Here is a 12,768-nt window from a genome sequence, read left to right as displayed (position 1 = left end):
TAATCAACATGGCCAACGTGAATATTCGCAACGTCCAGAAGCGCTTTGGCGCGGTCAACGTTATCAGAGATATCAGCGTCGAAATCGCCGATGGAGAATTCGTCGTTCTCGTTGGTCCGTCCGGCTGCGGCAAGTCCACGCTCTTGCGCATGATCGCCGGTCTCGAGGAGATGAGCGACGGAGAAATACGGATCGGCTCTCGGGATGTCAGCAATCTGCGGGCTCGCGACCGGGATATTGCGATGGTCTTTCAAAACTACGCGCTCTACCCGCATATGAACGTCGCCGACAATATGGGCTTTGCCCTGAGACTGAAGAAAGCGGATGCATCGGAGATTTCCGGCAGGGTCAGCAAGGCCGCTGCTATCCTCGGCCTTGAAAAGCTGCTCGATCGCTATCCGAAGCAACTCTCGGGCGGGCAGCGCCAGCGCGTGGCTATGGGCCGTGCACTGGTTCGCGATCCTCAGGTCTTCCTTTTTGACGAGCCGCTTTCCAATCTCGATGCCAAGCTGCGTGTGCAGATGCGCGCCGAGATCAAGTCACTGCATCAGCGCATCAAGACGACGACGATCTACGTCACTCATGACCAGATCGAGGCGATGACGATGGCAGACAAGATCGTAGTTCTGCATGACGGCGTGATCGAGCAGGTCGGCGCCCCCCTTGAGCTCTACGATCGGCCGGCCAATCTCTTCGTTGCCGGCTTCATAGGCTCGCCGTCGATGAACTTCATCGACGGCAGGATCGAGGAAGGTGTTTTCCGGACGGAGAAGGGCTTGACCTTGCCACTACCTGAAAACATCAAGAGCGCAGCGCCCTCAGGCCAGTTGGTCTATGGCGTCCGCCCCGAACATATTCGCAGCAGCCCGGGCGGGATTGCCGGCCGCGCCGAGCTTACCGAAGGAACCGGATCGGAAATCTTCGCCAAGCTGGACTGCAACGGAGAACAGATCTCCTGCCTCTTCCGCGAACGATTGGCTATCGGTTACGGCGATACCGTCGCCATCACAATCGATCCGGCGAACATCCATCTTTTCGACAAGTCCACCGGGCAGCGCGTTTGAACCCTTTACCGACCGCACCTCAGTTGCCCGGCAACCGGCGCCACATCTTGTGCGTCGGAGCGGCTGTGTTGGATACCTTGTTTCGCGTCCAGGCAATTCCGCAGTCACCGGGCAAGGTCCTGCCTTATGAAATGCTGCAAGTGGCCGAAGGCATGGCATCCAGTGCCGCCTATGCCATCGTCCGTCTCGGCGGCATGGCAAGCCTCTGGGGCGCCGTCGGTGACGACCAGACCGGTCAGCAGATCGTATCGGAGCTAGGGCAAGCAGGCATCGATGTCAGCGGCTGCGTCCGGGTTTCCGGTGCCCGCTCGGCCGTATCGACAATCCTCGTCGACGACGATGGGGCGAGATTGATCATTCCCTTTTACGATCCTCGTCTACATGAGGACGTAAGGGGCGTAACGGCCGATGATATCACCGCCCGCTTCTCGCCCAGCGCTATCCGCAGGCATTGATCGTTGTCACTGCTGGCGAGCGCGGCAGTTACTGGCGGGACAAAGATGCGGGGCGCCTCGCCCATATGCCTGCATTCCGCGTCAAGACCGCCGATACGCCGCTGGAGATGTCTTCCACGGCGCCTAAGCACTGGCGATAGCCGAGAACCTGCCGACCGATACCGCCATTCAAATGGCCTCTGCCGCCGCTGCGCTGAAATGCAGTGTCTTTGGCGGACGGCTCGGCGCACCTGACCGTGCTGGCGTCGAGGCCTTACTGCAGCAGAACCTAAGATAGCGGCAGCCGACACCACTGTCTCAGCAATCCGCCCGGTTGGAGGCTCAAACCGATTCTAAGTGGCAACCCTGGTTTGCTCAGATAGTGGCACGGACGGTAGGCGGACGTTGGACCTCGCAACCGAGGGGATCGTTGTGCAGGCGAGAGCCTACCCGCCTAAATTTCTTAACCACTCACTCGGCCACAAATGCGAAGAAAGCGACCTCCGGAAACAAGAAAGCCTGCCGCGGGAGGAGGTGCGGCAGGCTTTCGAAAAGAACCGAACAGCGGCTGGGAGGAGGAGCGTCGCTGTTCCGACAGACGTCCTCGGGAGGGGAATGGGCGTCTGAAACACGAAGCGCTGCGGGAGGAGCTGCATGGCTTCGATGTAGCCCAGCATACGCTGATACTGATCATTGGAAATGAGATTATGCTGCAGTGCAGCTATGCACAAAACATGCATCTCGCGACGGCGACAGATGCGCGGGCTTCTTCTACCACTGAAACGCAAAACGCCCGCTAAAGAGCGGGCGCCTCTAAATGCTTTACACCACTCTCAAAGAGAAGTGGCAACGCGAGCAACGTTGCGAATTTCGCTGCGGTCAATACCTAGATCGCTCAACTCGCGATTGGTCATGCGACCCAGTTCGGCTATAGTCTGACCATACTTGCGCCAGTTGTTCAAGGTGCGTGCGACGTTCATGATGATCCCCTTTCCTGAGGTCCGTTTGACGTCAGCGACCGTGATTTCCGGCGTCGTTCGATGTCACGTATATAGGTGCTTTGCCCGCCTCATGACATGAACAATGCATCAGGCCAGTTATGCGCCAGACGCGGCACTCTGCTGTGGAGTGCCCAAATCGCCAGCACCTCCACCAGCCGCGGGCTCAAACACAACTGAAATAAAGCCAGACGGGTGGGCAATGAAAGCGTACGGAAACGGTGACGCTTGTAACGGTCCCGTCGTGAACTTGCATCGACAACGATGCGTTCCGGGCGTCCAAGCCACTTTCCGGTGACGGCACGCTTTCGCTGCTTGAACTGCTCGAGCAGCAGTGGCGCGAAGTGGCGGATCGAGCGGTGGACCGTAGAATGATCGACGTTCAACCCGCGCTCCATCGCCATCTCCTCCAGATCGCGCAAGCTGGAGGTGGTGGGCAGGTACCGGCGGACACAGAGTAGAATTACTGAGCGGTCAACAGAGCCGGAGATTTGCGTTCCGTCGACGAATACGAGCAATTCAATTGTGTGTCGGCGCCGGTCGAGCCGCGGAAAGCTTCGATACTGTCGAAGGTGTCGCCGGCGGCTTCGCCGACCAGCTGATCGGCAACTACGGCTGACATGGATCCGCGTAAAACCACCTTAGCGGTACCCCCACGGGTTTATGATGCTCAGGCCGACTCCTTCGAAATCGGCAATATTTCGCGTTGCCAGTGCCGCACCACGAGAAAGCGCAATCGCCGCGATCTGTGCGTCGAATTGGCTGATCGGCCGACCATTTCTCCGCCTGTCGGGGGCAATGACGCCATAGACATCTGCAGCGTCCCGGTCGAACGGCAAGACGCGGCCAGCAAGGTCTTGCGCAAAGATTGGGAGGATCGCCGCTTCGAGATCGCGTCGGCGACGGCCATCGGGCAGCAAACGCAGTCCGTAGAGGATCTCGGCTTCCGTCACTGCGGTCGTAAAGACCGCGGCGGGAGGCTGATCCACCAGCCAGTCGACCACCGAAGGCTCCGGGACCGGCAGCAGCAGTTCGGAGATGATGTTGGTGTCAAGAACGATCATGCCGCGGAAAAGTCCGGAGCGTCGCGGATCGGTTCGCGTGCGGGAATCTCCAGCTCGACACCGCCGAGCGGCTGCAGTCGGGCACGAATAGCGCCGGCGAGGTTGTCGGGCGTCGGTTCCTGTCGGGCAAGGACCGTTCTCAGAATGTCACGGGCCTCGTCTTCCATTGATCGGCCGTGGGTCGCGGCGCGAATGCGCAACCGTTGCTTCAGACGGGCGTCGATATTGCGAATGGTCATGCTGGCCATGAACGCCCTCCAGTCATCATTGATTGCATTTAATCCATTGATGGCAACATTTCAATGCGATTGTGTTCGTGGCGCGTCATCACCGCGCGTCCCTTCGATTCCCGACCGAAAGAACCAGGCCGAGACCCGCGGCAACCTGTAGTGCGCGGCCGATCTGGCCGCTCTCCTTGCCAGCCTCCAGCTCACGCATGAAACGTACGCCGACGCCGATCGCGCCGGCGAGCCCCTGCTGTTTGCGCTCCCGCCGCATCTACAGGCCGAGAGTTTTCGCATCTGGGATTTTTTCCATAATCATCCCCATCGGGATGATGCTATCACCATTGGTCCAGCCAAGAAGGAAAAGAACCGATAGGGATGATTTTTGACTTCTGCGACTTTAATCGAGAAATAGAACCGATCAGGACCATATGAGCGTCGCAGAGGGTACATACATCGCGCCCCTGAGGCACGTAGCCGATGCCCTGCTTGGTGCGGGCAAACGGCGGCAGTCCGTTCAGTTCACATCGTTGAAGCTGACACTGCCGGCCGACAACGGATGCTGGCCGGTAACGGGGAGAGAATCCTTGCGGGCGCCTGCCCGCGAGATCGTCGTCATCAAGCCGCCTTAGCACTGTCTTTGACAATCGTCGTGTCCATGTTGGCGCCACTCTTCCTATCGAAGAGGTGAACGCGCTGAGACCGGACGACCAAGTTCATAGACGAGTGATCTTCGATCGCGAGATGATCCGGCAGATGGGCGATCGCCGGAATATCGCTACCTTCGAGCTTGCCATAGACATATGTGTCCGTTCCAATGCTCTCGGCGTAATCCACCTTGAAACGAACCGTAAAGTCGCTTGCCACACCATCCTTGGCAAGTTCGAAGTGACTCGGCCGCACCCCGAGGATGACGGCCTGTCCAGGCGCCACATTTGCCGCTTTGATCGGCAGATTTAGCATCCCAAAGCCTGATACCTCCACCAGAACGCCGCCTGGCACCGAGCGAAGCAGCGTGCCCTCAAAGAAGTTCATCTGGGGTGAACCGATGAAACCCGCGACGAACTTGTTGGCCGGCCCCTCGAAGAGTTCCAGCGGGGTACCGATCTGTTCGACGCGGCCGGCATTGAGGACGACGATGCGGTCGGCCATTGTCATGGCCTCGATCTGGTCATGCGTCACATAGACCATCGTCGCGCCCAGCCGCTTGTGCAGGCGGCTGATCTCGCCGCGAGTCTGCACGCGAAGGGCAGCATCCAGATTTGACAATGGCTCGTCGAACAGGAACAGCTTAGGGTTCCTGACGATCGCGCGGCCGATCGCGACACGCTGCCTCTGGCCCCCCGAGAGCTGTTTCGGACGTCGGTCGAGAAGAAGTTCGATCGCGAGCATCCGCGCAGCTTCCAAGACGCGTTGATCGATCTCGGCGCGGCTCATTTTGAGGTTCTCGAGGCCGAAGGAGAGATTCTTCGCAACCGTCATGTGAGGGTACAGCGCGTAGGACTGAAACACCATCGCGATCCCGCGATCGCCGGGGGGCGCGGTCGTGACATCATCCTCGCCAATGAAGATTTGTCCGGAACTTGCGCTTTCAAGGCCAGCGATGAGGCGAAGTAATGTAGACTTGCCGCAACCGGAAGGGCCGACGAGCACAACAAACTCGCCCTCGCGTACGTCAAGATCAACACCGTGGAGGATCTGATGATGGCCGAAGCTCTTCTTTATGTCGTTCAACTTGAGACCAGCCATGACTCCACTCCCTCAACGTCACACTTCAGAGGCAGTGTAGTCTCGCCGAATGTGCGGCCCATGCCTCCAATCGCGACAGTTTGCGTGGAACTAATTAGTTCGTCAAGATGACGAACGTGACTTTCTGCCCTCGTTAAAGCGCATCCGGTCATCTTGTCCCATGAGTCGCGTTGCCTCCGTAGGAATTGTCAGCCGGTCAAAGCGGCGGCGGCGGGAGTCGGCGCTGCTCTGGCAGCGTCTGGGGGGAGAAGAGCAGATTGTGAACATGGTTCAGACCAATCGCAAGCGCGCCCAGCAGCGTCGCCCGACTGCCAAGAACGGTAGCCTTGACGTCGATGGCGCGGCGGCTTGCCTTCATAATACCCTGCCGCACACGTTCGGCAATAAGCGGATGGCGCCCGATGCTGCCCCCCAGAACGACGGTCTTCGGATCGACGATCGCATTGACGGAAACGACAAGGAGCGCGGCGATGTCGGATATTTTGCCGATGACTTCGATCGCAACAGGGTCGTTCTTCTCGGCAAGCGCCAGAATGTCTCGAACGGAGATATGCTTCGTTCCACCCGAACGGGCATAGAGTGCGCTGATCCCTTGGGCCCCGATTGCACATTCCAGGGCCCCGCGTTCGAGGCTGTCCTCAGCATAGGGATCCGCGCCGAACGGCATGTAAGAAATTTCGCCGGCGGCCCCGTTTGCCCCCCGCATCAGCTTGCCATCCTGCAGCACGCCAAGGCCAATACCGGTCCCCAGTGATATGAAGGCCACGCTGTCCACAGCAATCGCACACCCTTGCCACGACTCGCCGATCACAGCTGCATTAACATCGTTTTCCAGGACGACAGGGCAACCAAGCCTTTCGCTGAGTGTGCTGCCGATATCGATCCCGCCGATATCGAGGTTCGGCGCCATGGAAAGCGCACCGGTCGCCGGATCCACGACACCTGGCGTTGCTATCGCCGTCACAAGGACACGCTCCCGGGCTATGCCCATGTCCGCAAGCATCTTCGAAAGCATCGCCTCTGCCTGATCGATCAGGTGATATCCGCCGCGGTGGTCGGACGGAAAGTCGACTTCGGCAACGATGCTTCCGACAATATTGCCGACCACGATGCGTGATGTCGACGCACCCATATCGATACCGACCGCATAGCCGGCATCGCCGTTGACCTCGTAGGTGATCGCTGTGCGACCAATGCGGCCGCTGGTAACGCCTTTTTCCCGAACCCAGCCGCCTTCCTCAAGCGTCCGGATGACTTCGGACATTGTCTGCTTGGACAGGCCGGTCAACTTGGAAAGCTCGGCACGCGAGGTGGGCCCGGCGTGAAGCAGGACATCCATGACGGCGCGAACGGATATCTGCCGCAATACAGGAGGCGCATTTTCGGTTAAGGCCATATTCGAACTGTCCCGCAGAATCTGTCTTTTCGTTGCACTGGTGTTTTTGCTTTTTCATGAAAGCCCGCCAATTTCAAACTGGTTGTTGACAGCTTGCGGAGGCGGCAATAATAAATTCGTCAACCTGCCGAACAAATATCGCAAGAGACTGCATTTGTCAAATATTTCAACCATTGCGTCAGACTTGCGACGATCAAATCGCAGCTACCGGGCAGACCCGATGAGTGCCGCTCGAGGGATCGTGGCTGGCGTCGACCTCGGCGGCACAAAGGTCCTTGCGGGTCTAGCCGACCTTCAGGGCCGGGTTCTGGCAACGGTGGAGGAACCCACGGAACACGGCGCCGACGCGCCCGTCCTCAAGCAGATTCCGCGCATGGTCCTGTCACTGCTTGAGCGACATCATGACCGCGGTCCGCTGCATAAGGCCGTTGTCGGCATACCGAGCGCCGTCTCGCCGTCGACGGGGCTGGCTTCCCTCTCTCCGCATCTGGCTGTTCCCGCCGATCAGCCGCTTGCGGCGCTTCTCGCTCGGAGCCTGCCCTGCCCCGTTGTCGTCGAAAACGACGTGAACCTCGCAGCATTTGCGGAGGCTACCCTTGGCAAGGGCCGCAACCTCGGTTCCCTGGCATTCATTGCGTTCGGGACTGGCGTCGGGATGGGGCTCGTTATCGGCGGCCGTCTCTTCCGCGGCCATCATGGCCGGGCGGGAGAACTCGGCTTGCTGCCCCTTGGAGCCGACCCACATCAGACCGCTCCGAGGGCTCGTGCCGGTTTGTTTGAGGACCAGGTCGACTCGCCTGCGGTACGCAGCCTCTACGGCGATGGCAGCTGGCCGGTTAGCGAGATCTTCGCCCATGCCGCCAAAGGGGATGCGGAAGCCTCTGGCGTGATCGAAACGCTCGCAAGATCCGCCTCGGTCGGCATAGCCTCCGTTCAGACGATTTTCGACCCGGCTCTCATCGTGCTCGGGGGCGGCATCGGCTCGCGGAAGGAATTCGTCGAGGCCGTGACACGCCACATGTCAGCATTGCTGCCTTTTTCGGCTCGGATCGAGGCTACCGGCATCGGTCGTGAAGCCGGTATGGTTGGAGCCCTGATGCTCGGGCTCAGTGAGCTTTCAACTTTCGAAGCTATCGGAGAGCAGGAGATCGCCCAATGACCGCTCCACAGCCGAAACCACAGGTTCTGACACCACTCGAAGATGGGCAGCTTCGTTCCGCGGAGCCGGTCCTCATGCCCTTCATGGCGCCACGCCTGCAGGGCGATTGCCGGCCGGAAGGCAAGATCGAGCTCTCGCTTTGGGGCTCAGGCAAGCTGGCAAACCTGACCTTCACCGGCTGGAGTGCTCCGTTCACCTATGCGCCGAACCGGGTGGAGGCGCACAGCGGTGGTCTCTATGTCGGGCAATCGTCTCCTGCGCTGTTTTTGAAGGGCGCGAGATTGCGTACCCTTATCCCCGCTCGCCGCTGCGCCTGGTGGGGTAGCACAACCAAGCCCGAACCGGTCGAACGGCAGGGCAGTCGCCGGATTGCCCGCACAGCATGGGGAGTGGTGATCGCCGAACAACGACCTGACGGGATATTCGTGACCGCCGGCGCGACGATCGAGGGAGCGCAGATGGCGCTCGACCTTGACCAGGCGGAGCTGATCGCGGAGGCAAATGCCTATGTGGCTCGCTGCGATGCGATGCCGGAGGCGGCTCCGCTGATGCGCAGCATGATCTCGCAGAGCCTTCATGCCGCCCTCTCCAGTATCCGGCAGGATGAGCATGGCGCCTTCGCCGGCCTTGCTGCCGGCCAGGCCTACAGCGCGCCGGCGCGGACCTACTACCGCGACGGCTATTGGACGCTGCAGGCGCTGCTTGATCGGGAGCCGGGCGCCGTACGCTCGCAGATCGATCTCCTCGCACGCGGCATCCAGCCGAACGGAGAGGCGCCGAGCGGCGTCATCCTCACAGGTCCGGCTCAGGCCGAGGAATGGGAAAAGGTGCGCAGTTCGCACCCCCGGATCAAGCAGGAGCACCTGCGCCCCGGCGACTGGTGGAGCGATCACTTCGACAGCCCGCTCTTCTTCATCCTGACGATCGGCGACTACATCCGGGCAACCGGCGACAGTTCTCCGCTCTCCCTTTACTGGGACAAGGTCGTGATGATCTTCGAGCGCTATCGCGGGTTCGACGAGGCCGGAAACGGATTGCCGGTAAAGCCGCGCCACGACCGCGACTGGGCCGACAACGTCTACCGCCATGGCTATGTTGCCTATGATCTCGGCCTGTGGATCGGCGCGCTCGATATCATAGCGAAGTTTGGTGCGGCACTCGACCAAACCGTTGCATCAAAGGCGGCGGCAGTAGCGCACAAAGCGCGCGCATCGCTCGACGAGGCGCTGCTGCAACCGGGCGGTACCTACGCCGACTACGGAACAAAGACCGATTTCGTCGAGGACCACGTGACGCTGGACAGCCTGACCCTGCTTCGCTTCAAGGCGGTGCCGGCGGAAAGGGCAAAGGCCGTCCTTGCCAGAATGGAGAAGGTTCTGGAAAGCCGCAACAACGCCGAGCAGCCCTATGGCGACTGGGGCGTGCTCTGCGCCTTCCCGCCATTCAAGCGGCCCAAGGACACGCGCGAAAAATCCTACTTTGCCTACCGCTACCATAATGGCTCCGATTGGCCGTATCTTTCCGGTCTTTATGCGGAGCAGCGCCTTGCCTACGGGCTCGATGGCGCGGACTATTCGCTCCTGCGCTGGTGGAAGACCTGCCTCGAAGAAGGTTGGATGGGGGCGGTCGAATATTTCTCGCCACCTTGGGGACGTGGTTCCCTGCTCCAGGGATGGAGCAGCATGCCGGCAGCGGCAGCCCTTGCCTTCAAGGATAAGCTGGCGGCGGCGATCCGCTGAGTTTTCCCCGATTGGCCGCAAAGAAGCGGCCCTTTCCTGCCACCTGCAGAACTACTGTCAACGAAAAGGCCGTCGGAAGGCGGCTTTTCGGTCCATGTGGGGCACCCTGCCCTATTCCTTGGTCGCGCCCGCCATCAGGCCGCTCATGAGCATGCGCTGCAGCGCGGTGAACATCACCAGCACAGGCAGCACCGAAAGCACCGACATGGACAGCAGCCGCGGCCAGTTGATGCCGAAACGCCCAACGGTATTCGCCAGGGCAACCTGGACAGTCCATTTGTCCTGATCGTTGATGATCAGGAACGGCCAGAGATAATCGTTCCAGCGCCAAACGAGATTAAAGGCAAGCAGGGTGCCGATCGCCGGAATCGCGAGCGGTACGATGATCCGCCACAGGATGCGCCACTCCGGCGTTCCGTCGAGACGTGCCGCTTCTAGCAGGCTGTCAGGAATGTTGGTGATGTACTGCCGCATCAGGAAGACACCGGTCGGTGTCGCAGCCGGCGCGATGATGATCCCCGCGAGCGTGTCGAGAAGATTGAGATCCCGCAATACCAGAAAGACGGGGATCATGATGATCTGCAGCGGCACCATCAGCGACGACATGATGAGCAGGAAGAAAAGCGTGTCACCCTTGAACCTGAATTTCGCCAGCGCATAGCCCGCCATCACGCTGATCGTCACGGAAAGAAGCGCCGAGAGCACGGACACCACGGCTGAATTGCGGAAGAAAATAAGGAACTTCGCGCGCGAGACAGTATCGATGAAGTTCTGCAGGGTGGGCTGCGCGGGGAGAATCGTTGGCGGCCACTGGAAGATCTCCTGCTGCGACTTCAACGACGAGAGGAAGAGCCATACCGGCGGCATGAGGAAGACGAACAGTGTCAGTGCGACAAGGGCCAGTCGCCAGGGGGAGTAAATTCGCGTCATCTTTCACCCCGCGATACACGAAGCTGGAAGATCGTCAGCAACAGCAGAATGACGAAAAGGACCATCGACTGCGCGGCGGCTACGCCGGCCTGCATCGGCTTCTGGAACGCGGTATCGTAGATCGTCTGGATCAGGTAGACCGTCGCCTTGCCTGGACCCCCTCCGGTCAGCGATACGACGAGTTCGTAGACCTTGAACGCTTCTATCGACGACAGCACGAGAACAACGGCCATCGTCGGTCTCAGCAGCGGCAGCGTGATGTGGGTGAACTGCCGCCATTTGCTGGTGCCATCAATCGATGCGGCCTCGTAATAATCGGTGGAGATTGCGGTGAGCCCGGCAATGAAGATCATCATGTTGAAACCGGCTTGCGCCCATACCCATGCGATGACCATGGCGATCTGTGCCATCGTGTCCTGCTCCAGCCAGGGTACCGGCGCAATTCCTGCAAGCGAAAGCAGGTAGTTGACCAGGCCGTTGTTAAGACCGAAGAGCCAGCGCCAGGAAACACCGATGATCAGCAGGCTGATCATCGAGGGGAAGAAGACGATCGTGCGAACCACGGCAAACAGCTTCGTCTGGGGCGACAGAAGAAGGGCCAGCGCCAGCGAGACGACGATGTTCAGCGGAACGGCGATGACGACGAACACAACGGTCTTGAGCAGGGAAGTCTGGAAGTCGGCATTGCCCAGGAGCCCTATGAAATTTTCCAGCCCCACATATTGCGGCAGGGTACTCGGCACCTGCGGAACGACAACAACGCCCCGCTTGAAGAAGGCCATGAGCAAGCCTTGGACCAACGGATAAAGCGTAAAGGTGACGAGTAGCGCCATCGTGGGGAGCATCAGCAGATAGGGCCAGCCAAGGCTTGTAAGGCTGCTTCGGCGGCCTTTCGGCACCGGGTGAGGACCCAGTGCCGAACGCCCCTCTTCCACCATGAGCGCCGTCACTTGCCAGCCTCAAGCGAGGCGTCAGCCGCCTTCTTGATCTGGGAGATGGCTTCTGCCGAGGATATCTGGCCAGCCACCGCCTGAGTAACTGCGGTCTTGACCGTACCCCAAACAGCTTGCATCTGCGGCCAAGCCTGGTCGGTCGCCGCATAGACGGGACTGACATTCAACTCGTTCTGCATGGCCTTGATCGCTTCGGTCGCCGCCGGATTGTCGTACTTGACGGCTGGCGCTTTCAGATTGGCCGGGATCGTACCGAAGGTCTTGGCATATTGGGCCTGGATCTCCGGCGAGGTAATCCACTTGATGAAGTCGACGGCTTCCGGAAGGTGCTGACTCGTGTTGAAGGCCACAATATAGTCGCCGCCGTAGATAGAAGACGCAACGGTGCCGCGCGGCGTGGGGCCGGCCTGCCATGCGAACTGCGCATTGTCCGCCAGTCCGCCGATCTGCCAGCTGCCCGACATATAGGCGACAGCCTGACCTGCGGTGAAGATTTCCTTGGGGTTGTCCGAACTCGCACCGGACCATAGCCCGGGCGGCATCGCAGCCTTGGTAATGTCTACGAACTTGTCGAGCGTGCTCGTCCAGGCCGCCTCGTCCATGACCACCTTCACCGGCTCCTTCTCGGTGTAGATGTGGTTGCCGTACTGATATTCGTGGACGATCCAGCGGCTCGCCGACACATCCCAGACCAGCGGATAGCGGGTACCCGACTTCTCGGCGACTTCCTTGATCTTCGGGATGAATTCTTCCCAGGTCCAGCCGGTCGTCTGATCCGGGATGGTAACCCCGGCCTTCTTGAAGGCGTCGGCGTTCAGAAAGATGCCTGTTGAGGTCACACGAAGGGGAGCAGCAATGACCTTGTCGCCAAGCTTGGCGCCGTCGCCCCAACCCTTGACGAAGTCGTTAATCCAGTCAGGTCCGATCTCCGTGCCGAGATCGACGAGGAAAGGACGAATGACTGGCTCCATCGAAGACGTCAGAGACAGGTCCGGCATGATCCCGGACGCCGCATATTGCTGGAATTTCTGAACCATTCCGTCATAGGGCGTGATCTC

Annotated in this window: 12 protein-coding genes and 3 pseudogenes; 4 read left to right on the top strand and 11 right to left on the bottom strand. The window is 59.9% G+C overall.

Going from position 1 to position 12,768, the window contains the following annotated elements; genetic code table 11:
• The first annotated feature begins 8 nt into the window (after window positions 1-8).
• The gene (locus tag ACPYOI_RS22310) at window positions 9-1,064 is read left to right on the top strand and encodes an ABC transporter ATP-binding protein (RefSeq protein ID WP_481416785.1); all 1,056 of its coding nucleotides are present in this window, start codon (window positions 9-11) and stop codon (window positions 1,062-1,064) included.
• Window positions 1,061-1,796, top strand: a pseudogene (locus ACPYOI_RS22305) (PfkB family carbohydrate kinase). Before ACPYOI_RS22310 ends, ACPYOI_RS22305 begins: the two are co-directional and overlap by 4 nt.
• Before the next feature lie 535 nt (window positions 1,797-2,331).
• Here ACPYOI_RS22305 and ACPYOI_RS22300 read toward each other — a convergent pair.
• The 8 genes and pseudogenes from ACPYOI_RS22300 to ACPYOI_RS22265 form a co-directional block, all read right to left on the bottom strand.
• Window positions 2,332-2,478, bottom strand: coding sequence for a DUF1127 domain-containing protein (locus ACPYOI_RS22300; protein WP_481423372.1), 147 nt, complete (start codon window positions 2,476-2,478; stop codon window positions 2,332-2,334).
• A gap of 302 nt (window positions 2,479-2,780) precedes the next feature.
• Window positions 2,781-2,987 (bottom strand): annotated as a pseudogene (locus ACPYOI_RS22295) (IS6 family transposase); the annotation flags it as partial.
• Complete coding sequence (locus tag ACPYOI_RS22290; protein ID WP_481416840.1) at window positions 2,960-3,118, bottom strand: hypothetical protein; 159 nt, start codon at window positions 3,116-3,118, stop codon at window positions 2,960-2,962. The gene ACPYOI_RS22290 and the pseudogene ACPYOI_RS22295, both read right to left, overlap by 28 nt.
• 19 nt (window positions 3,119-3,137) lie before the next feature.
• The gene (locus ACPYOI_RS22285; protein WP_481416783.1) at window positions 3,138-3,560 is read right to left on the bottom strand and encodes a PIN domain-containing protein; all 423 of its coding nucleotides are present in this window, start codon (window positions 3,558-3,560) and stop codon (window positions 3,138-3,140) included.
• Window positions 3,557-3,808 (bottom strand): FitA-like ribbon-helix-helix domain-containing protein, encoded by a 252-nt coding sequence (locus ACPYOI_RS22280; protein ID WP_481416782.1) that lies wholly within the window; start codon window positions 3,806-3,808, stop codon window positions 3,557-3,559. Before ACPYOI_RS22280 ends, ACPYOI_RS22285 begins: the two co-directional genes overlap by 4 nt.
• Window positions 3,809-4,227: 419 nt before the next feature.
• A pseudogene (locus tag ACPYOI_RS22275) lies at window positions 4,228-4,382 on the bottom strand (ABC transporter ATP-binding protein); the annotation flags it as partial.
• A gap of 20 nt (window positions 4,383-4,402) precedes the next feature.
• Complete coding sequence (locus ACPYOI_RS22270; protein WP_481416781.1) at window positions 4,403-5,533, bottom strand: ABC transporter ATP-binding protein; 1,131 nt, start codon at window positions 5,531-5,533, stop codon at window positions 4,403-4,405.
• 196 nt (window positions 5,534-5,729) lie between these two features.
• Entirely contained in the window at window positions 5,730-6,929 is a 1,200-nt protein-coding gene (locus ACPYOI_RS22265) for an ROK family protein (protein ID WP_481423371.1), read from the bottom strand.
• Window positions 6,930-7,149: 220 nt separating this feature from the next.
• Between ACPYOI_RS22265 and ACPYOI_RS22260 the strand changes: the two genes are divergently transcribed.
• On the top strand, window positions 7,150-8,088 hold the full coding sequence (locus ACPYOI_RS22260) for an ROK family protein (RefSeq protein WP_481419307.1): 939 nt from the start codon (window positions 7,150-7,152) through the stop codon (window positions 8,086-8,088).
• Window positions 8,085-9,827 carry a GH116 family glycosyl hydrolase gene (locus tag ACPYOI_RS22255; protein ID WP_481419306.1) on the top strand — a complete coding sequence of 581 codons (1,743 nt, stop codon included), beginning with the start codon at window positions 8,085-8,087 and terminating at the stop codon, window positions 9,825-9,827. The genes ACPYOI_RS22260 and ACPYOI_RS22255 overlap by 4 nt, the downstream gene beginning before the upstream one ends.
• A gap of 111 nt (window positions 9,828-9,938) precedes the next feature.
• On the opposite strand, the gene ACPYOI_RS22250 is transcribed toward ACPYOI_RS22255, so the two are convergent.
• The 3 genes from ACPYOI_RS22250 to ACPYOI_RS22240 form a co-directional block, all read right to left on the bottom strand.
• Window positions 9,939-10,757, bottom strand: a complete 819-nt coding sequence (locus ACPYOI_RS22250) for a carbohydrate ABC transporter permease (protein WP_168833546.1) — start codon at window positions 10,755-10,757, stop codon at window positions 9,939-9,941.
• The gene (locus tag ACPYOI_RS22245; protein ID WP_481419305.1) at window positions 10,754-11,707 is read right to left on the bottom strand and encodes a carbohydrate ABC transporter permease; all 954 of its coding nucleotides are present in this window, start codon (window positions 11,705-11,707) and stop codon (window positions 10,754-10,756) included. Before ACPYOI_RS22245 ends, ACPYOI_RS22250 begins: the two co-directional genes overlap by 4 nt.
• Window positions 11,704-12,768 (bottom strand): ABC transporter substrate-binding protein (locus ACPYOI_RS22240; protein WP_481423370.1); only part of this gene is annotated, 1,065 nt, incomplete at its 5' end. The genes ACPYOI_RS22245 and ACPYOI_RS22240, both read right to left, overlap by 4 nt.

This window comes from Rhizobium sp. SVR5-2C (assembly GCF_056755115.1).
The sequence above is the reverse complement of the archived record's forward strand: the minus strand, read 5'-3'. Positions and strand labels throughout refer to the sequence as shown.